20 protein-coding genes, 2 tRNA genes and 1 pseudogene are annotated in these 19,323 nt (G+C 52.9%); 13 read left to right on the top strand and 10 right to left on the bottom strand.

Going from position 1 to position 19,323, the window contains the following annotated elements; all coding sequences use genetic code 11:
- The first annotated feature begins 5 nt into the window (after positions 1-5).
- Positions 6-2,291 (top strand): ComEC/Rec2 family competence protein, encoded by a 2,286-nt coding sequence (locus RHP47_RS07025; protein ID WP_310840062.1) that lies wholly within the window; start codon positions 6-8, stop codon positions 2,289-2,291.
- Here RHP47_RS07025 and RHP47_RS07020 read toward each other — a convergent pair.
- Genes RHP47_RS07020 through RHP47_RS07010 form a run of 3 tightly spaced genes read right to left on the bottom strand, consistent with a single transcriptional unit; the run spans position 2,288 to position 4,106 of the window.
- Positions 2,288-3,496, bottom strand: coding sequence for a GTPase (locus RHP47_RS07020; protein WP_310840060.1), 1,209 nt, complete (start codon positions 3,494-3,496; stop codon positions 2,288-2,290). The genes RHP47_RS07025 and RHP47_RS07020 overlap by 4 nt on opposite strands.
- Positions 3,465-3,746 carry a DUF2973 domain-containing protein gene (locus tag RHP47_RS07015; protein ID WP_149819439.1) on the bottom strand — a complete coding sequence of 94 codons (282 nt, stop codon included), beginning with the start codon at positions 3,744-3,746 and terminating at the stop codon, positions 3,465-3,467. Before RHP47_RS07015 ends, RHP47_RS07020 begins: the two co-directional genes overlap by 32 nt.
- A 36-nt stretch (positions 3,747-3,782) precedes the next feature.
- A complete protein-coding gene (locus tag RHP47_RS07010) occupies positions 3,783-4,106 on the bottom strand; it encodes a DUF2605 domain-containing protein (RefSeq protein ID WP_286625093.1) in 324 nt (107 codons plus the stop codon).
- Positions 4,107-4,290: 184 nt separating this feature from the next.
- On the opposite strand from RHP47_RS07010, the gene RHP47_RS07005 reads away from it, so the two are divergent.
- Together RHP47_RS07005 and RHP47_RS07000 are read left to right on the top strand one after the other, a co-directional pair.
- The gene (locus RHP47_RS07005) at positions 4,291-4,827 is read left to right on the top strand and encodes a phycobiliprotein lyase (protein ID WP_190278015.1); all 537 of its coding nucleotides are present in this window, start codon (positions 4,291-4,293) and stop codon (positions 4,825-4,827) included.
- Positions 4,827-5,180 carry a VOC family protein gene (locus RHP47_RS07000; protein WP_149819433.1) on the top strand — a complete coding sequence of 118 codons (354 nt, stop codon included), beginning with the start codon at positions 4,827-4,829 and terminating at the stop codon, positions 5,178-5,180. Before RHP47_RS07005 ends, RHP47_RS07000 begins: the two co-directional genes overlap by 1 nt.
- Here RHP47_RS07000 and sfsA read toward each other — a convergent pair.
- Positions 5,177-5,902: a DNA/RNA nuclease SfsA gene (gene sfsA / locus RHP47_RS06995; RefSeq protein WP_149819431.1), complete on the bottom strand. Its 726-nt coding sequence runs from the start codon at positions 5,900-5,902 to the stop codon at positions 5,177-5,179. The genes RHP47_RS07000 and sfsA overlap by 4 nt on opposite strands.
- A gap of 345 nt (positions 5,903-6,247) precedes the next feature.
- On the opposite strand from sfsA, the gene RHP47_RS06990 reads away from it, so the two are divergent.
- The 5 genes from RHP47_RS06990 to RHP47_RS06970 are packed head-to-tail and all read left to right on the top strand — an operon-like array spanning position 6,248 to position 10,459.
- Positions 6,248-6,583: a rubredoxin gene (locus RHP47_RS06990; RefSeq protein WP_149819429.1), complete on the top strand. Its 336-nt coding sequence runs from the start codon at positions 6,248-6,250 to the stop codon at positions 6,581-6,583.
- A gap of 25 nt (positions 6,584-6,608) precedes the next feature.
- Positions 6,609-7,616, top strand: coding sequence for a photosynthesis system II assembly factor Ycf48 (locus RHP47_RS06985; RefSeq protein WP_255451625.1), 1,008 nt, complete (start codon positions 6,609-6,611; stop codon positions 7,614-7,616).
- Between the two features lie 39 nt (positions 7,617-7,655).
- Positions 7,656-8,729 (top strand): aromatic ring-hydroxylating dioxygenase subunit alpha, encoded by a 1,074-nt coding sequence (locus RHP47_RS06980; protein ID WP_149819425.1) that lies wholly within the window; start codon positions 7,656-7,658, stop codon positions 8,727-8,729.
- A 57-nt stretch (positions 8,730-8,786) separates the two neighbouring features.
- Positions 8,787-9,566, top strand: a complete 780-nt coding sequence (gene fabI, locus RHP47_RS06975) for an enoyl-ACP reductase FabI (protein WP_286625085.1) — start codon at positions 8,787-8,789, stop codon at positions 9,564-9,566.
- 47 nt (positions 9,567-9,613) lie between these two features.
- Complete coding sequence (locus tag RHP47_RS06970; protein WP_302679200.1) at positions 9,614-10,459, top strand: PspA/IM30 family protein; 846 nt, start codon at positions 9,614-9,616, stop codon at positions 10,457-10,459.
- A gap of 6 nt (positions 10,460-10,465) precedes the next feature.
- Here the strand turns inward: RHP47_RS06970 and RHP47_RS06965 are convergent.
- The 6 genes and pseudogenes from RHP47_RS06965 to RHP47_RS06940 all read right to left on the bottom strand — a co-directional run bounded on the left by RHP47_RS06965 (position 10,466) and on the right by RHP47_RS06940 (position 14,049).
- A tRNA-Lys gene (locus RHP47_RS06965) sits at positions 10,466-10,537 on the bottom strand.
- A gap of 54 nt (positions 10,538-10,591) precedes the next feature.
- Positions 10,592-11,374 carry an HAD family hydrolase gene (locus RHP47_RS06960; RefSeq protein WP_149819420.1) on the bottom strand — a complete coding sequence of 261 codons (783 nt, stop codon included), beginning with the start codon at positions 11,372-11,374 and terminating at the stop codon, positions 10,592-10,594.
- 17 nt (positions 11,375-11,391) lie between these two features.
- Positions 11,392-11,463: transfer RNA gene (locus RHP47_RS06955), tRNA-Gln, on the bottom strand.
- Between the two features lie 68 nt (positions 11,464-11,531).
- The gene (locus RHP47_RS06950) at positions 11,532-12,542 is read right to left on the bottom strand and encodes a sulfate/molybdate ABC transporter ATP-binding protein (protein ID WP_149819417.1); all 1,011 of its coding nucleotides are present in this window, start codon (positions 12,540-12,542) and stop codon (positions 11,532-11,534) included.
- A 217-nt stretch (positions 12,543-12,759) separates the two neighbouring features.
- Positions 12,760-13,564: pseudogene (locus RHP47_RS06945) on the bottom strand (IS630 family transposase).
- Positions 13,565-13,662: 98 nt separating this feature from the next.
- Positions 13,663-14,049 carry a hypothetical protein gene (locus tag RHP47_RS06940; RefSeq protein WP_310840057.1) on the bottom strand — a complete coding sequence of 129 codons (387 nt, stop codon included), beginning with the start codon at positions 14,047-14,049 and terminating at the stop codon, positions 13,663-13,665.
- Positions 14,050-14,503: 454 nt separating this feature from the next.
- On the opposite strand from RHP47_RS06940, the gene RHP47_RS06935 reads away from it, so the two are divergent.
- The 5 genes from RHP47_RS06935 (at position 14,504) to RHP47_RS06915 (ending at position 19,311) form a co-directional block, all read left to right on the top strand.
- Positions 14,504-15,043, top strand: a complete 540-nt coding sequence (locus tag RHP47_RS06935; RefSeq protein ID WP_190278013.1) for a spore coat U domain-containing protein — start codon at positions 14,504-14,506, stop codon at positions 15,041-15,043.
- A 181-nt stretch (positions 15,044-15,224) separates the two neighbouring features.
- Positions 15,225-15,800: a spore coat U domain-containing protein gene (locus RHP47_RS06930; protein ID WP_310840054.1), complete on the top strand. Its 576-nt coding sequence runs from the start codon at positions 15,225-15,227 to the stop codon at positions 15,798-15,800.
- Positions 15,801-15,912: 112 nt separating this feature from the next.
- The gene (locus RHP47_RS06925; protein WP_286668539.1) at positions 15,913-16,572 is read left to right on the top strand and encodes a molecular chaperone; all 660 of its coding nucleotides are present in this window, start codon (positions 15,913-15,915) and stop codon (positions 16,570-16,572) included.
- Positions 16,573-16,582: 10 nt separating this feature from the next.
- Complete coding sequence (locus tag RHP47_RS06920) at positions 16,583-18,847, top strand: fimbria/pilus outer membrane usher protein (RefSeq protein ID WP_310840052.1); 2,265 nt, start codon at positions 16,583-16,585, stop codon at positions 18,845-18,847.
- Entirely contained in the window at positions 18,820-19,311 is a 492-nt protein-coding gene (locus tag RHP47_RS06915; protein ID WP_149819404.1) for a spore coat U domain-containing protein, read from the top strand. The genes RHP47_RS06920 and RHP47_RS06915 overlap by 28 nt, the downstream gene beginning before the upstream one ends.
- Positions 19,312-19,323: the final 12 nt, after the last annotated feature.

Here is a 19,323-nt window from a genome sequence, read left to right as displayed (position 1 = left end):
AGGCTATGTTCAGCATTACCAAGGCGGATGGAATTCTCTGGGCGATCGCCTTCATTACGGGGTGTGTTTTCAGTCTCTTTCAGTGGGGTTGGCTGGGGGTCTTGGCCCTAGGAGGGATGCTCTACAGCGGGCGGCGCTGGGGCGGTAAGGTTTGGCTGCGCCTGCCTTCGAGTCGAAGTTTCGCGATCGCCACCGGGGTTGCCCTTTTAGCGATGGCCTATGTGTGGCTGCGCACGCCCCAGCCGGGGGTGAATGACATCAGCAGTTTAGTGCCCCGTCTTGAGGGGTTGAACCTACCGTCAACGGTGCTCGTCGAGGGGCGTGTTGAAACCACACCACTACCTAATCGCGCTGGGCGACGACGCTTTTTCCTAGGGGTGGAGCGCTATCAAAATCTCAGTCAAGTACCGGCCCAAAGTGAGGTGCTGCAAGGGAGAGCCAGTGGCCGCCTCTATGTGACACTGCCAGCAGCGGAAGGGGCAAAGCTACATCCCAGCCAACGGATCCAGATTTCGGGGCGGCTCTATCTGCCTCGTGGGGGGGGCAGTGAGTTTTTTCGTGCCTTTAACTTTCGGCGGCAGCTTCAGTTACAGCACACCTTTGCTGGCTTAGCAGGCAACAAGGTCACGATTTTGGATCAGGGATCACCTTGGGGGTTGTGGGCACTGCGGCAGCGGATTATCCAAGTCCATGCCCAAGGGTTGGGCGATCGCTATGGTGCGGTGGTCTCGGCAATGGTGCTGGGGAACCGCGCGGTGGCCATTCCCTTTGAGGTGCGCGACAGCTTTCGGCGCGTGGGGCTATCCCATGCTCTGGCGGCCTCGGGGTTTCATACGGCGATTTTGTTGGCAGTTGTCTTGGCGGTGACGCGTTTCCTGCCGCAGCAGTGGCGCTATGGTTTGGGGGCTGGGGTCTTGGTGCTCTTTGCCTGTTTGAGTGGGTTTGCCCCCTCAGCAATTCGCGCTGTGTTGATGGGCTTGGCGGGTCTGGTGGCTTTGGTGAATGGTCAAAAGGGGCAACCCCTCGTGATTCTGCTGGCGATCGCCACTGCCATGCTGATCTACAATCCCCTGTGGATTGAGGACATTGGCTTTCAGTTGAGCTTCCTAGCCACCTTGGGTCTCATTGTCAGTGCTCAACCGATCAGCGATCGCCTCGATTGGTTGCCAACACCCCTGCGCAACCTTGTCGCGGTACCCCTCGCGGCCACCCTTTGGGTACTGCCCCTCTCTTTGGCAATCTTCGGTATTTTCCCGGTGTATGGTCTGCTGGCTAATGTCCTTGCCAATCTGCCCTTGGTTCTCTTGACGGTTGGCGGCTTCATCAGTGCCATGGTCGGCCTCCTCGTTCCGCCTGTGGGATCGGCGCTTGCTTGGCTCCTCTACTACCCCACAGCTTTCCTCCTGTGGCTGATTCAAACCATCGGCCAGTGGCCGGGGGCAACGATCGCCCTTGGCAGTTTGGGTTGGCTGCAAGTTGTTGTTCTCTATGGCCTGATTGTCCTTGGGTGGCTGAGTCCTCGCTGGCGGCGCCGTTGGTTTTTGCTGTTTACCCTTGGTGTCACTCTGGTTCTCGTGCCCTTTATTCTGCGCCAAAACACCCTCTTTCAAGCTACGGTTCTGGCCAATACACAGGTGCCGACACTGGTGGTTCAGCAACCAGCGGGGACAGTCGTCATTAATGGGGGAGATCCCCAAGGGCTAACGGCTTTCTTGGCTCAAGAGGGCATTAACCGCATTGATTGGGCGGTGGCCAGCGATCGCCAGTACCGTCAACAACAGGGCTGGCGCGAGATTCATGGGATCACCCCAATTCGCCAGTTTACGGATGTGCCAACGGCCAAGAGTGATCCTGCCTACCGGGAAATGTTGACCACCCTCAAGGTGCCCCATCAATCGCTTCCCCTGCGGCAACCCGTTCAACTGGGTCAGGTGAAAATTACTGTCCTGCGGGCGGATCCGGCTATCTTGACCTTGGAGATGGGCAACAGTCAGTGGCTCTTTGTCAGTGATCCCAGTCGCGATGCCGCTCAAACGGATTGGCTGGCCGTGACGCCCGTGGAGCCACCGCAGGTTCTCTGGTGGTGGGGGCGAAAATTAACGCCACGCCTCTTTGAGATTGTTAAGCCGCGCAGTGTCATTCTTAGTCGCAACGCCCTTGATCCCGCGATCGCCCGCTATCTAAAGGAGAAAGAAATTCCCTATTTTGTGGTCGGAGAAGCCGGGGAAGTGCGCTGGCAAGCGGATGGCTCCCTGAAGGCCAATGCCCCTCAAAACGATGGCTTGATTTAGGACTCGCTTTGGCGCAAGCGTAAATGTGCGGTTGCCAATGTTTCTTGGAGTACCTGCTGAATGCGCTGCGGATCGGGAGTTTTGCCCCCCATCACGTCGCCAAAATAGACACAGGCGGCTTCCCCCAAGGCCCAAGTATAGGCCGCCGCCCAAGAGGCAGACAGCACCGATCCCAAACCCGGAATCAATTTAATCAACTGTTGCCCCACCAACCGCGCCACAAATCCGCCGCCAATTGTGGTCAAGATGCCCCCGGCTTGGGAAGGCGAAAGGGTCTGACCGTACAACTGCCCCAGCAGCACCACCATCACCACCTGCACCCCCACAAGGACTGGCATCGTGGCAAAGGGCAAAGGCACTGCCGCCAAGGTTCCCGCCATCACTGCAAAGGGGGCAATGTAGCGCCGCCCCACCTGACGATAGAGGGGAGCCAGTTGATCACTGAGATGGGATTGGGCGATCAGCTTGCGGAGCAGTTGGGCTTCTGCTTTGGGCAGCACTGCCTCTAGGGTTGTAGCAAGGGTCTCAAAGCCATAAAAAACAGGGGTGTAGCCGTCTTCCTCCAACGTAAAGTCAAGGGGAATGACGCGATCGCTAATGTCAGCAAAGCGCTCCTTATGGCCAGCGATCGCCAAATTAACCTCAGGAATCTCTGGGGGATAGGGGGGATGATTTTCTTGGTTGGGGGGATACAGCTCGTGCAGACAGGTAATGGCCAAAATAAACGGAATCTCTGGATGAGCCTTCTTCAGTGCCTTTGCCACTTGGTGCAGGCGATCGCCCGCAAAATCCGTTACCTTGACCGTCAAAATAATCACTCGTGCCCGTTGACTTTGCTGCAACAGGTGATCCAATTCCGCCACCACCTCAGCCGTTTGCTCTGGCGTTTCCCCCAAGCCCACTGTATCCGTGAAGGTGAGCAGTGGCAGTTCAGCCGTGGGATAGTCATAGCGCTGTGTTTGCCGCGTATGGGGACGAAACCCCGCCCCGACAATACTGGCATCGGCACCCGTCATTGCCCGCACAATCGAACTTTTCCCCGATTGAGGTTTGCCAATCAGCAAGACCTCCGTCGCCGCTAATTCCTGCCGTGCCCTAGCCAAGACCTCCGCCAGTGCCGTTGCATCCACCTGAAACCAGCGGGTCAGGAACTGCCCATAGGAGCCTAAGAATTTAGGCTTGGGTTTCTCCACGGGCGTCGTCACCGTAGCTGGGGGATTCGCGGTAGATCGCATCCAGTTGGGCACGGGCATCCTCCACACTGAGAGAGCGCATCACCAACAGGGGCTCATCAATCACATGACCATCGCTATCTAACAGTTCGGGATGGGTCACCCGTGGCGGTGAAAATTGGCGTTGTGATTCAATGCCGAGGGTCAACAAACTCCGAATCAGATTAGCCATGGCCAGTAGTGCCAAGACTGTAAAGGCAACAATATAGATCAACTGCAACATGAAGAGAGCACCTCCGAGCCAAGCGCCGAGAATGGTTTAAGCGTCACAAGATTTGGATAAGCGATAGTGGTGGGCAACCTGCCAGCACTCCATCAAGAGCGTATGCCACTGCATCAGTACCTGTGTATCAACCCCCACTTGGCCGTCCGTTGCCCGAAAGAGGCTTTGGGTAGCAATCACATCATTGAGGGCCGTCTCCACCCGTTCAAGGAGTGCCTGCTGTTCCGCCACGTTCAAGAAGGGAATCACTTCTGTCTGCAAGAGCGATCGCGATCGCGTGAACCAGTACTGAAAATCTTCGAGTAGCGGCTCCAGCAAGACCTTAAGCAGTTGAGGTTCAGGTAAATTTGAGTGCAGCATAGGGATTGATGAGGGCGACCTACTTCTATCTTAAATCTTAAACTCGTTTACATATTGTTACATTGTTAATCTTTGACTGCATCTTTCCTCAGCGCGATCGTTTGGAAGGAATCGAAGAGACGGTGTACCCTAAAAAAAGACTCAAAAATACTGCTCTTGTCCCCATTACATAGTGTGCGCAGGTATGGACATCCGCGACTTTTTTGCCCAAAGTGCTGGCCGCTGGTTTTCCCAACGTACCAGTCATCACTTGGCCTTTAAGCAAACTGAGTCAGGCAAGTCTCAGTTAACCATTGAATTACTGTCTGTGGATGATCCTGCGGTCATTGCCCTGTGTCAGCAATATGACATGGATCCCGCTTGGGCAGTGTGCGGTGCACGGGTCAGTTGGGACGGCACGATGGAATGGGACAGCGAGAAGCACGAAGGCTCAACGGTACTGGTGCCGATCATGGATCAGGGGTCACGGATGGAAGGCAAGCTCCTGCGGGAAATGGGCTATGCCGAAAAAGCACCGGTTGCCGGTCGCTTCAGTATGGGCAGTGATGGTGCCCTAACACTGATTACCGAATACGAAACCATGTACTCTGAAGAGCGCCTTTGGTTTGCCAGCCCCAATCTACGCCTGCGCACCAGTATTCTCAAGCGCTTTGGTGGCTTTAGTATGGCCTCCTTTTGCTCAGAAATTCGCTTAGGGGTGACGCAACCCGCCAATTCCTGATGGTCTTTCTCCACGTTGCTATTAACGTCACGGATTTGGAGCGAGCTGCGGCCTTCTATGAAGGGTTGCTGGGTCTTACCCCCGTCGATCGCCCCCTGAAATTCCCCGGCCGCTGGTATCAAATCGGTACGGTGCAAATTCATCTCATCCCAGCGGAGCAGGTGGTTGATCCCTGTCAAGATCAGCGGTGGGGACGTAACCCCCACTTTGCTCTTGGCGTAACTGATTTAGCCAGTCTCGAACAACGCCTAGTGGCAGCCCAAATTCCCTTGCAGCGCAGTGCCTCAGGACGAACCGCAATCTTTGTCGCAGATCCCGATGGCAATCTGATTGAACTTAGCCAAGTGTCCTAGAGTACCAGCTTGGCCGTTCCCAAAAACTGAATGCCCGTTGGCTCAATGGCAAAACGATAGGGCAAAATTTCCACCCCTTGGTTGTAGGCGGCGCGTAAGAGTTGTCCATAGGTGGGATCGGCACTGTCTCCCGGCGCAAAGCGATCGCAATCACCGCGATTAATAAAGTAGAGCATACACACACGAGTGTCAGGTTGGGTTTGCCGTAGCCATTGCAGTTCCCGCAGATGCTTTTGACCTCGCATGGTCACCGTATCAGGAAACAGGGCTAACCCCCCTTGCGCCCAAGTGGTATTTTTCACCTCAACATAGGCAGGGGGCTGTTGGGGATGATCCGCCAAGTAAAAGTCAATGCGGCTGCGCTCTTGACCATAGGCCACCTCTCGCTGCTGAGTGCCGTACCCAGCTAGTTCCGGTAGGATGCCTGCCGCCAATGCGGAAGCAATCACCCGATTCGGCAAACTCGTATTTACCCCCACCCACGTGCCATCAACGAAAATCATTTCCCACGTATAGGCCAGCTTGCGCTTGGGATCTGCATGGTAGGAGACTTGAACGGGGGCACCCACTTGGCAGATTCCTGTCATCGGCCCTGTATTCGGGCAGTGGGCTGTGATGCGATCGCCAGAGGTCAACTCAATCTCCGCAAAAAATCGCTGATAGCGCCGACAGAGAATTCCTGCTTGGAGCGGTGGATAGTGCCAACACAATGTGGGAGTCACAGGCGACCCGTAGAAAGTGCAGGTCTCTATTCTACCCCCAAAAGTAAAATGCCAGCCCCCTTGGTGATATGGAAGCCAGCATTCTACGGAATATTAAAGGAGATTTAAGGTTAAGGTCTATATGGGCTGACCTCAATTGAATACCCCTATCATGGCATCACTTCTTGGCAGGGCTGGCTTCCCTAATCTTTTCTTTATATTTATGTTGCAAAGGTCTGATCTTTCGTTACATGTCTTAGAGTTTCGCAGTATTGTCCTGAAAACTCCCCTGTCCTCATCACAAGAAACGCCCCTAAATCCCGTAGTATTAAGATGTATGTCGCAAATCTTAAAAATTTCTGAGGTATGACCGCCGAAACCCCTGATGTTGCGCCCTTAGATCGGTTTGAGTGCCGTGCCTGCGGCTACATCTATGAACCCTCAAAGGGAGACGAAAATCGCTCGATTCCGCCGGGGACAGCCTTTGCTGATCTCCCCGTAAACTGGCGGTGTCCAGTGTGCAGTGCTCCGAAAAAGCAATTTAGCAACATTGGACCTGTGGGATCCCCCTCAGGCTTCAAGGAAAATCTGAACTACGGCTTGGGTGTGAATCGCCTCACCCCCGGCCAAAAAAATATCCTCATTTTTGGTGGTCTTGCCCTTGCCGTTCTTTTTCTACTGAGTTTCTATAATGTTCGCTAAACAAATTGACAGTTACTGGCAAAAAATGAAAGGAATCAAGTTCCTGCATTGGCTACTGGTGACCGTTGTCCTCTGGATGAGCCTGAGTACCTCTGCCCTTGCCATCCCCGCCTTGGACTACAACCCTTGGGAAGCCATCCAACTACCAACCACCTCAACCATTCTCGATATGAGCTTTATTGACCGTAATCACGGTTGGTTGGTGGGTGCCAATGCCACACTGATGGAAACTCGCGACGGTGGTCAAACTTGGGAACCCCGTACGCTGGTTTTAGATAATCCCGACTATCGCTTCAACAGCGTTAGCTTCCAAGGGAACGAGGGCTGGATTGTCGGTGAGCCACCCATTATGCTGCACACGACCGATGGTGGCCAATCTTGGAGTCAAATTCCCCTCAATCCCAAACTCCCCGGCTCACCCCGCCTGATCAAAGCCCTCGGCAATGGCGCTGCGGAAATGATGACCGATGTAGGCGCCATTTACCGTACCAAAGACAGCGGCAAAAACTGGCAAGCATTAGTCCAAGAAGCCATTGGGGTCATGCGCAACCTCAACCGTTCGCCCTCTGGGGAGTATGTGGCTGTCTCCTCGCGGGGGAGCTTTTACTCCACGTGGCAGCCGGGACAAACGGCTTGGCAACCCCACAATCGCACCACCTCGCGCCGTGTCCACAATATGGGCTTTACCCCGGATGGTCGGCTCTGGATGATTGTCAATGGCGGTAAAATTGCCTTCTCTGATCCAGACAATTCCGAAAACTGGGGAGAACTGCTGAGTCCCCTGCGTCGCAATAGTGTTGGCTTCCTTGATCTGGCCTATCGCACACCCAATGAAGTATGGCTAGCAGGGGGTGCTGGGGTACTGCTCTGTAGCCAAGATGGTGGCCAAACGTGGCAGCAGGATGTGGACGTGAAAAAAGTCCCCTCCAACTTTTATAAAATTCTCTTCTTTAGTCCTGATCAAGGGTTCATCATTGGCCAGAAGGGGATCTTGCTGCGGTATGTGACTGACTTGACGGCTGCTTCGGCGTAACGTAGAAAATAACTGCCGAGCATCTGGTAGAGTCTGGTTATGAACTCCAGCAGCACTTCATTCTCCCTCCATGAGGGTAGTAGTTTCTTACGCAATATCTGGTACTATGGCCTGCCAGCCGCTGACCTCAAGCCGGGTCGCTGCCAAGCCAAGGTGCTTTTAGGGGAGCCTATTCTCTTCTGCCGTACCACTTCAGGCAAGCCCTTTGCGCTGCGCAATCTCTGCCCTCACCGTGGCATTCCCCTACACTATGGTCACTTTGATGGGGAAGAGGTGGAGTGCCCCTACCACGGCTGGCGCTTCAATGCCCACGGCCACTGTACGCTGATTCCCTCCCTGACCAGTGATAGTGATGTGGATCTCAAGCACTTTGGTGTGTTGAGTTATCCCGTACGCGAGGTGCAGGGCAATCTCTGGATTTTTTTCCCAGCCAATGAGCGTGATGTCAGTGAACCGACCCTAGAGGTGCCCCTTGTGCCCGGATTTAGCGCCGAGACCCAACCTCAAGCGGTGCAAAAATTCATCTTTCCGGGACATTTGGATCAGGTGTTTATTAACTTTATGGATCCCTCCCATGCGCCCTTTGTCCATGGGGCGTGGTGGTGGCGCAAGCGGGGCAAGCTCTTTGAGAAGGCAAAAACCTTTGATCCGTCGCCCTATGGCTTTACCATGCGCCGCCATCCCCTGTTGCGCAAGTCGTGGGCACACCATATTTTAGGTGGCCATCCTGAGGTGGAAATTATCTATCGGCTGCCGGGGATTCGCATCGAAACCAACTATAGCGATCGCCACACCTTTTGTTTTCTGATTACCCTCACCCCCATCAACGATCAGGAAACTGAACTCACTGCCACCTACTACTGGACCTTTCCATGGCTCGCCCCCCTGAAACCCTTACTGGCTCCCTTAGCGCGGGAATTTCTCAACCAAGATTTGCGCATTGTGGCCAAGCAAAGCGAAGGCCTAAAGTACAAGCCACCGTTGACGCTTATCAAAGAGGCCGATTACCAAGCTAAATGGTATTACCAGCTTAAGCGGGAGTACGAGAAAGCCACCCAAGAGGGACGGGAATTTGTCAACCCCTTGAAAACCCAAGTCCTACGCTGGCGCTAAAGGCAGCAGCCCCTCTGGTACGATCAGAGGGTTAGATCATTCACACTGGCTGTACCTATGCTCCTAGACCTATCGGGAAAACGCGCCCTTGTGACCGGCATTGCCAATAATCGCTCCATTGCTTGGGGGATTGCCCAACAGCTCCATGCAGCAGGTGCTGAACTGGCAGTGACGTATCTTCCCGACGAGCGGGGAAAGCTGAAGCAAAAGGTCGAGGAACTGACTGCTCCTTTAGACCCCAAACTGCTTTTACCCCTAGATGTGCAGCAACCTCAACAAATTGACGAAGCCTTTGCTGCCATTGCCTCTACTTGGGGTGGCTTAGATATTTTGATTCACTGTTTGGCCTTTGCCCAAAAAGAAGATCTCAGTGGTGACTTTTCCGCCGTCTCCCTTGAAGGCTTTAATCTCGCTCTCGACATCAGTGCCTACTCCCTGATCTCTCTCAGCCGTGCCGCTAAACCATTGATGACCAACGGCGGGTCAATCATTACCCTGACTTATTTGGGGGGTGTACGGGTTGTGCCGAACTACAATGTCATGGGGATTGCCAAGGCAGCCCTAGAAATGAATGTGCGCTACCTCGCGGCAGAATTGGGGCCTCAGAATATCCGTGTCAACGGTATCTCCGCTGGTCCAATTCGCACCTTGGCTTCCTCAGCAGTGGGGGGCATTCTCGATATGATCCACCATGTGGAAGCCACGGCTCCGCTGCGGCGCACAGTGACCCAAACAGAGGTGGGCAACACAGCAGCTTTTCTTGCCAGCGATCTAGCCAGTGGCATCACTGGTCAAATTCTTTATGTGGATTCGGGCTACTGCATCATGGGGATGTAGAGGGCATGCGCTAGAGTAGAGTCAACGAGTTATTGACGAGGCAAAGCATGGGTTTACTTGATCGTGTCGGCATGGTGATTCGCTCTAATCTCAATGCCATTGTCAGTGCTGCTGAAGATCCAGAAAAAATCCTTGAGCAAACAATTATTGACATGAACGAGGACTTGGTGAAGTTGCGCCAAGCCGTTGCTCAAGCCATTGCTGCTCAGAAACGACTAGAGCAGCAGTACGCCCAAAATCTTAAGGATGCCCAACAGTGGGAAGAGCGGGCACGCCTTGCCCTCAGTAGAGGAGATGAAGCCCTCGCGTTGGAAGCCTTGAACCGCAAGAAAACTGCCGCAGATACCGCTGCCGCCCTTAAAGCCCAAGTGGATCAAATGGCAGTCCAAGTAAAAACCCTTAAGGACAACTTGACCGCCCTTGAAAGCAAAATTTCTGAGGCGAAAACGAAGAAGGAAATGCTCAAAGCGCGTGTCCGGGCAGCCAAAGCCTCTGAGCAGATTCATCAAGCGGTCAGCAAGGTGGGCACCTCCAATGCGATGGCGGCATTTGAGCGTATGGAAGATAAAGTCCTGCAAATGGAAGCCCGCTCCCAAGCGATCGCTGAACTGAGTGGCGATACTCTCGAAAGTAAATTCCAAGCGCTCCAAAGCAGCGCCAACAAACAGGATGTGGAATTTGAACTGCTGGAAATGAAGCGGCAGATGGGCTTGTTGCCCGATGCTTCCTCCGCGGGGACACTCCCCCAGACCTCCAGTGGCAGCAGTCAGTTAAATATTAATATCAACGTCTCTACTCCCGAAGTGCAGGACGCACCACGCCCCAGTTCATCCTCTCAGAGTAAATCTATTGATGACGATATGGCAGAACTCCGCCGGCTATTGGATAGCTAGTTGGAATGGGTCGCCTGGGATTCGAACCCAAGACCAATCGGTTAAAAGCCGAGTGCTCTACCGCTGAGCTAGCGACCCGCGCTGTTGCGCAGCTTTTCCAGTATAGAGAAAACCACCTTGAAAGACAAGGGGTTAGGGGCAAAGCCAGTGGGGAAATTCACAAAATTGTTCTCGGCTGAGGAGATGGATGCGCGGATGTGCCTCGGCTTGGGCGCGATCGCCAGCAGTGGTATAGCCCCATGTCGCCAAGAAGAGTTCTGTTTCCTCTAGTTCCGGTGTAGCCGCAACCTGTAACAGTGCCCCGAGGCGATCCTCAACAAACCACAGGGGAGCACCATAGGTTGACTGAAGCGCCTCAAGAATCACAGGTTTTGGCTGCTGTTGGTCTTTGCCATAGATCGCCCTTGGGGGAAAGGAGATGCCCGCTTGCTCTAGCAAATACGTAACAAAGCGCTGCTCCTTGGTGGTGACAATGGCGAGGGGTTGACCTTGAGTCTGCCAGCGTTGCAAAGCGGCTACGACACCGTCATAAAAGTCATGGAGCGCCAGCCAGCTTTGCCAGTCCGTTGCAATCCAGCGATCGCGCAGGCCGTCCACTCGTTCTCCCAAATCGGTGGCAGTGAGATGGTAGGTAGCAAGTAGGCGATCGCGCACCTTTGGCCAGTTTTGGAGAATCTCTTGAGTAGAGGTGCCTTCAACAATTGCTCGCAACAGGAGCGGCATTTCCCAACCCACCGTAATCACAGGGCGCAATTGACCAAATTGCCTTTCTAGTTCCTCTAGGGAAAGCACAAGGGGCTGCTCAGGCCACACCTGCTGATACACCTGCCAACTGGTTTGAAAATATTCTCGCAGGCCGTTGCAGAGGACGCCATCAAAATCTAAGGCCAGTAATGAAGGTAATATTCTTGGCATTGATGTCTATAACCTAACTGGGGCGGGAGGATTCGAACCCCCGAATGGCGGGACCAAAACCCGCTGCCTTACCGCTTGGCGACACCCCATTGCGTTGCTTTGTTAGCATAGCAAGTTTGACCCCCTTTGTTCAAGGGATGAACGGATTTTTTGGTGCCTAAATACTGTAGTAAAGGGGAAAGGACTTTGCCTCCCTTGGCTTAATAAAGACCTGTTGCTGGGGTTCAAGGCGCAGCTCGTCAAATCGCTCTCGCGATAGGTGAGCCATCAGCTCCTGTCCATCATCTAGGCGCAGTTCCACTTGAATTTCCCAACCCAAGTGAATGATGCGGTGAATGCGAGCTGAGACGGTGTTACCATTGGGACTCGTCTCAATGATGATGTCGCGCGGGCGCAGAAAAATATCGCAGTGGGCAGCCGTGCCTTCGCTTTGCTGAAAGACGCGGGAGCGCAAGACGTTCACAGGGCCAATAAAGCTCATCACAAAGGGGCTAGCGGGATGGTCGTAAATTTCAGCGGGGGTGCCCACCTGCTCCACTTGGCCTTTGTTCATGACAACAATTTGATCCGCGACTTCCATAGCCTCCTCTTGGTCATGGGTCACGAAGACCGTTGTCACATGGACATCATCGTGGAGGTGGCGTAGCCATGCTCGCAGTTCCTTACGTACCTTGGCATCGAGGGCACCAAAGGGTTCATCCAGCAATAGCACCTTGGGTTCTACGGCAAGGGCACGGGCAAGAGCCACCCGCTGGCGTTGTCCCCCAGAGAGCTGAGAGGGGTAGCGATCGCCCAAGCCACCCAACTGCACCAACTCGAGCAACTCCTCAACCCGAGCTTTGATCTTGGCACGGGGCACCTTGCGCAGCTCTAGGCCAAAGGCGATATTTTGGCGCACAGTCATGTGCTTAAAAAGGGCATAGTGCTGAAAGACGAAGCCAATATTACGTTCTTGGACACTTTGATAGGTGGCGTCCTTGCCCGTGAGCAGAATTCGGCCAGTGTCGGGCATCTCTAAACCCGCAATCAGCCGCAGTAAGGTTGATTTGCCGGAACCTGAAGGCCCCAACAGCGCCACCAAAGAGCCACTGGCAATATCCAAATCCACCTGCTTGACCGCTTGAAAGGAGCCAAAGGACTTAGAAACGTTTTCAATAGTGATGCCCATAGCACTGCTAGCAATACTCTAGTTTCTCTATAAGATTACCGTAGTTTTGAAGCCCTGTGTCTTTGCCCACAGGGCAAACGCATACTCAGACAATGGCATGGCAACGCACCGCCTGCGCCAACCACTCTACCCCACCGTCAAGACTGAGTAGAATACAGATGCCGTAGATTGCCCTTGAGGCTCAAAACATATAGCTATTCCAATAAAGAATGAGACATTATCCAGCACAATACTTGCGAATCACTTCATCCATAGAACTGTTTGACCCTGCATACATCCGCGCTCGCTTCAGCGCACTGAAGTCGTGCTCAATCACATTCAAATCAGGAGAGTATTTCGGTAAAAATAACACCTCGTGACCCGCCGCTTTCACCACTGCCTGAATCACCCCTTTCGGATGAATCGGTGCATTATCCATCATCAACAACGAACGTTTCTCTAACGCTGACAAACAGTATTGACTCAGCCAGCTCACAAACCCTACCGCATTCAAATATCCTGAAAACAGCATCGGCGCGATGAAGTCTTTCTGGTGTCTATACCGTCCTGCGACTCAACTCTCTCTTTTCTGACGCTTCCCCGCTCGCTCTCCATCAATTCGTTGGCCTCGCGCTGACTACCCATACTCACACGCCACCCGAGAGTCAAACCCCGTTTCATCGATATACACCAGCGTTTCCTTGCCGTGGCTCTCTACCCATGTGTCGAGCTGCTGTTGATACGCTTGTCGCTCTTCTTCACACCGTTCTTGGTAACGTATCTGTTTTTTTTCGGGTGATGCCCATCTGGTCGAGGGCATAACTAATGGTGGAAACTTGGACGCCAAATCGCTGGGTACGGTCGATTAAACGGTCATCGGGATGGGCAGCAACATCGGCTGCTAAGGCCGCCCAATCCAGCTTCCAAGGACGACGGGGGACAACCGTGGGCGCTAAGTCCTCTCGCTTCAGCCAGCGATGGATGGTGGCGCGACTGACCTGAAAAATTTGAGTCGCTTCACTGATTTTGCCACCTTGCTTGATATAGGAGACAACCCGCTCTCGTCAGTCCAAGCTATAGCTCATATTCTTGAGTAACATTCATGATGCTTTGAGTATAGCCTATCCCTCTTGAAAATATCTCACTCCCTTTCGAAATTAATAGGAGCTGATGCAGGTGGTGTGTTCACCTGTTGCTTGAGGCCATCTATTTTTCGCTGAATACTGGAAACAGCAAAAAAGGGGAGTAACGGGATTGACCCCAAAAAGCCGATAACTAGGCAGCTAAAGACCACATCTTGCCACTGGTGTAGAATACCGTTCGCCACCAAAAATAGGGGAATAGCAGTTACACCAAGATACAGAAGAATAAATAGCCCCTGCAAAATCCTTGGCCAGACCCAGTTCCCTAGAGAAATGCCAACCACGATGACAATAATGCCCAGAACCGCCATTTCCCACTCGGTTAGGGTGTCAATATTACGCAAACTCTGAAGCAAAGCATCAAAACTTAGCAAGTCTGGCAACACAGCAATCACTCCAAATCAAAGGGCTACAAAATTTTCCTAGGCACTAGCATACACTCAAATAAAATGGGGTCAATCAACATTACAAAAATATTTTTGAGACTGCCTTCGATGGCGATCGCATGCCATCAACGATGATCCTGACGCTTGGGGGTGCCAATCTTTAGATTAACTTTTGTTGCGTAGTTAAAATTCTCTGTTCATAAGTCCTGTAAGTGGTGTAGGGTTGACAGCATCCCTATAACGGCTGCAATTGTGAATTCGCCGCACACCTTCACATTAGGCTTGCGTAAGCTTGGCCTACGAGTCATGACTGAGTGCTCTCCAAATTCATAATCATAATTAGCAATTTGTAGGCTTCACTCTAGCAATTAAAATACTGATGAACTGTTGGGAGAAGAGTCTTATGCATCGCCCCTGTTTTCTGAGGCTAAAGCTCTACCCAATAAGTTTATTTTTGACTGCTGCCAGTGGTCTATTGCCACTCCTAACGGCTCAGCGCGCCCATGCTCAAACTTCACCTCAAACCAGTAACATCAACGTTCAGGCGACGGTGAAGGCAGCCTGTGTGATTAAGGGCGTTCAGGATATTAACTTTGGCACCTATGATCCCCTCGGTACCCACTACACCCAAGCGCTAGATGCCCAAGGTCAGGTGAGTGTGCAATGCTTACCGGGCACCCAAGCAACCATTCGGCTGAATCAGGGGAGTTATCCTGCTGCTTTGTCCAGTTGTCTTGTACCGCTGCGGCGTATGGCTTCTGGCTCTGCTCGCCTTCCTTATTTTTTGTATCGGGATAGTTCTTACTCCCCTCTTGACATTTGGGGCTGTAACTTCCTGAATGATGTGGACTACAGTGCGACCAATGCTAGCGTCAAAGACATTATCGTGTACGGTCGCATCCCATCGGGTCAAGCTCTTGCACTTTTAGGGACTCTGAATCAACTGACACCGGGTACTTATACCGATACGGTTCAGATTATTGTTTCTTTCTAAAGGAAAGATAAAACCTCCGTGAAATCACGGTAGGCAAGGGGGGTATGCTGTAGTATTGTTACTGCTAGTGTGTGTTGCAAGCTCACCGCGAGTCATCCCTAAAGGCTTGCTACATTCAGTATCAGAGTAACATCAAAGACTGAAGTGTAAACTTTTTGTTGTTCTCATAAGGGGTTTGGCGATGACTTTCTCATTCCTGCTCAAACGGATTCTTCTCAGTCTATTTCTTGCCGCTGCGGGGGGAGTGTTGCCTCTATTAATGGCACAGAGGGCAAAAGCCCAAACTTCGCCCCAAACAGCTAACATTCAGATTCAAGCAAAAGTCAACCCAGCTTGCAAAATTACGGGTACTCAAAATATCAACTTTGGCACCTATTCTCCATTGGGTGCCCACGCAACAACGCCCCTAGATGCCCAAGGCAAAGTCAGCGTTCAGTGTTTACCCAAGACCCAAGCAACTATCAAACTGAGCCAAGGAAATAATTCTGCATCAGGGTCTTCCTGCGCCAGTCCCAAGCGCCAGATGGCCAGTGGTACCGCCCGTCTTCCCTATGGACTATACAAAGATTCTGCAGCAACGGGGATTTGGGGATGCGATGCCAGTAATGATGTCGAGTACACTGCACCTAATGCCTTGCCCAAAAACTTCACCATCTACGGCCGGATTCCAGCAGGAAACAACCTACCCGCAGGCATCTTGAATCAACTGACACCGGGAACGTATAGTGACACAGTTCAGGTCATTGTCTCGTTCTAAAGTCTGTTTTCCATTCGGGTGGCGGTTTGCCCTGCTAGCTACTCTCTTTGCTCTTGGTCTGAGTTCAAGAGTAGCTGCACAATCCTCGGAGTTTTATCTGAATGCGGTGCAGGTGTTTCTCTCACCGCGTCAGCGAACGGCATTGTTGACCCTGACCAATACGGGGCAGGTGCCGATTAACTTTGAGATTAGTGTCCGCCGCTGGCAGCAAACCGCCGATGGTCGAGAAGAGCTTACAGAAAGCGATGGCAATGTCGTGGCTTTCCCTGTCTTGCTGTCGGTACCGCCGGGAGAACAGCGGACTTTACGGGTTGGGGTACGGCAACCGGCAACCACTGAAGAGCAAACCTATCGTCTGTTGGTGACAGAACTGCCCCCAGCCAATGTCTTAGAAACCCAAGGGGCAGCCATTCGCATTATCAAGACCTTTAGCTTGCCAGTTTTTGTCCAACCCGCCAATATCCAGCGCCAAGGCGAAATTTTGAATGGTCGCGTCGAAGGGGGCAAATTAAGTTTTGTCCTGCGCAATAAAGGCAATGTCCACATTCAAACCCTTGGTATCACTGTTCAGGGGCTGAATGAGCAGGGAACAGTGGTGTTCGAGCGAATGCTGGAGTCGGTGTATGTGTTGGCCGATCGCGATCGCCCCTTTAGGAATATTCCTCTACCACAAACCAACTGTGCCCAAGTGCGCCAAGTCAAATTACAGTCTGTGGGCACCAACCCCTCCCTTACAACTGAAATTTCTACTCCCAACGGCGTTTGCGCTTAGTAGCCTCCTGATGGCTGCTCCAGTCTCTGCCCAAGCAGAAGTCTCTGCCATTTATACCCTTGAGGTGAATCGCGTTACCAAGGGGGATGTGATTGTTTTGGTGCGTGGCGACGATGTGCTCATCCCTGTGCAGGATCTAGTGAATGCCGGTTTGAGGGAGATTGGCGGTCGCCGCGAAATCATCCAAGGCATTGAGCACGTCTCCTTGCAGTCGTTGGCACCGCAGATGACATTCCAGCGGGATGATGCCAACTTAGTGCTACGGTTACAGGTGGGAGCAGCCCAACTGCCACAAACGGTCATTGACTTTAACCCGAGTAATGAACCGCCGGGGATTCGCTATAGCCAACCCTTAAGTGCCTACCTGAACTATGGCGTTTTTTGGAATAACTTTGAACAACTGACGGCTGCCAGTGAAGTGGCGATTAGCTTTGGTGGCAATGCCCTTACCTCAACGCTGGGGTTGACTGCCGATGGCAACCTGCAACGGGGACTCACCGCTTTTAGATTGGATCATCGGCGCCATCTCACGACTTTGACCCTAGGGGATGCGTTTATCAGCAGTGACCTGTTGGGCGGGGGTGGCCTTTGGGGGGGCATTGTTTGGGAACGCAACTTTGGCCTTAGCCCTTACCTGATTCGCCAACCCGCCTTTGACTTTCGGGGTGAGGTAACCACCCCCAGCAGCGCAGAAATTTACCTGAATAACTTGCTGATTCGGCAGGTGACGTTACCGCCGGGGCCGTTTATTCTCAAAAATTTGCCCGCCTTTGGGGGCTTTAATCGCTTGCGAATTGTGATAAAGGATGCTGAGGGCAATCAACAGGTCTTTAGCCGTAATTTTGTCCAGTCGTTTACGTTATTGCGCCCCGGACTATCGGAGTTTATTGTGGCTGCCGGTGCCGAGCGGGAAAATTTTGGCACGGAGAATTTCAGCTACGGAGATCAGGGGCAATTTTTGGCGGCCTATCGGCAGGGCATTTTGAATAACTTGACCCTGGGGGCACGTCTGGAAGGCAATGGCGATCTTTTGAATGCGGGCTTGAACCTGAGTACGGCGATTCCCATTGGCACGCTGGATGTGGCGGCGGCGGTGAGTACCACTGAAGGAAAATTGGGGAGTGGGGTTGCTGTTGGCTACAACTATCCGGGGCGGCGGCTGGCCTTTGGTGGTGGGGTGCGCCTGCTCAGTGGCAACTATGTCAATACTGGCTTGGGTTTGGGGGACGATCGCCCGCAGTTAGAGGGCTTTGCCAATGCTACCCTCAGTCTGGGGTCGCGGCTAACAATCAGTGGTCAGTACTTTTTTACCAATCCCCGCGATCAAGGGGTGCGGCAACAGGCAACGATTCTCGCTCAAGTGCAACTCCGCCGCAATCTCAGTCTATACCTGCAAGGTTCGCGCTTCCTCTCTGGCAGTGATCAGCCAGTGAACCAAATCAGTGTTACGTTTAACTACTTTCTGAACAATGCGGTGACACTTAACACCGGCTGGCTGCAAGAGGGAAATCAGGGGGTTCCTTTCCTCAACGTCTCGCGATCGCTGCCGGTGGGCGTCGGCTATGGCTATCAGGGACAGGTGCTTCAGGCCAATGAGCAGGCCTTTGTCAGTGGCACATTTTCTTACAATGCCCCTTGGAGCCGCTACCAAATTGGCTACGCGCAGGCAGGGGATACAGGACAGGCGCAAGTGGTGGTGGAAGGGGGATTCGTCACAATTGGCGGTGAAGTTTTTGCCACGCGACCGGTGCAGGGGAGTTTTGTCTTGGTGGATGTGCCCAATGTGGGGGGTGTGCGCACCTACTTAAGTAATCAAGAAATTGGTCGCACGAATCGTCGCGGTAAAATTTTGATTCCAGACTTGCTGCCCTACTACGGCAATGCCTTGCGGATTGAGGATCAGGATATTCCCATTGATTTTGCCATTGGCCGCACCGAGCTACTGATTGCACCGCCTTTTCGTGGGGGAGCGATCGCCCGCTTTGATGTCCGCCCCAGTCGCAACTATGTCGGACGAGTGGTGATTTTGCGGGGCAGTGAGCGGATCATTCCCAATTTGGGACAACTCACCCTAGAACGCAACAAGGAAAAAATCCCATCGCCCCTCTCGCCAAGGGGAGAATTTTACTTTGATACCCTAGAAGCAGGAACCTACACTGCTGAAGTGACCTACGAGCAACTGCGCTGTACGTTCCAACTGACACTGCCACCCAGTGACGATCTCTTTACTGATGTAGGGGAAGTCTCATGTTCGTTGCCCGACTCGCCACGATAGGATGCATCACTGGCCTCAGTTGCCTTGGGTATTGGGCAGCCGCCCAGGCGCAGGGGACGGGTTGTCAGTTTCAAAGTGTGACCGGTTTGAACTTTGGGAGCTATGATCCTTTTTCGCCCATTCCTTTGGATACCACTGGTCAAGTCCAGTTTGTCTGTGTGGGGGGTGGGGCTGGTCGCTTTAACAACCGCCCCGTAACGGTTCAACTAAGCCAAGGGGGCAGCAATAGTTTTACACCGCGACAAATGAGCAGTGGGAGCGATCGCCTGAACTATAACCTCTACCTCGATGCTAATCGCAGTATCATTTGGGGCGATGGCACTGGGGGCACACAGCAACGGGGACCGTTTATTCCCGGCAACAATGTCCTCAATACACTGACGATCTACGGTCGCATTCCTGCCCAGCAGTGGGTTGCCCCCGGCCTCTACACCGACTCACTGCGGGTGACGATTATTTTTTGATGTTTTGGAGAC

This window comes from Thermosynechococcus sp. QKsg1 (assembly GCF_031586415.1).
GTDB lineage: Bacteria > Cyanobacteriota > Cyanobacteriia > Thermosynechococcales > Thermosynechococcaceae > Thermosynechococcus.
This window is presented reverse-complemented; position numbering and strand designations above follow the sequence as displayed.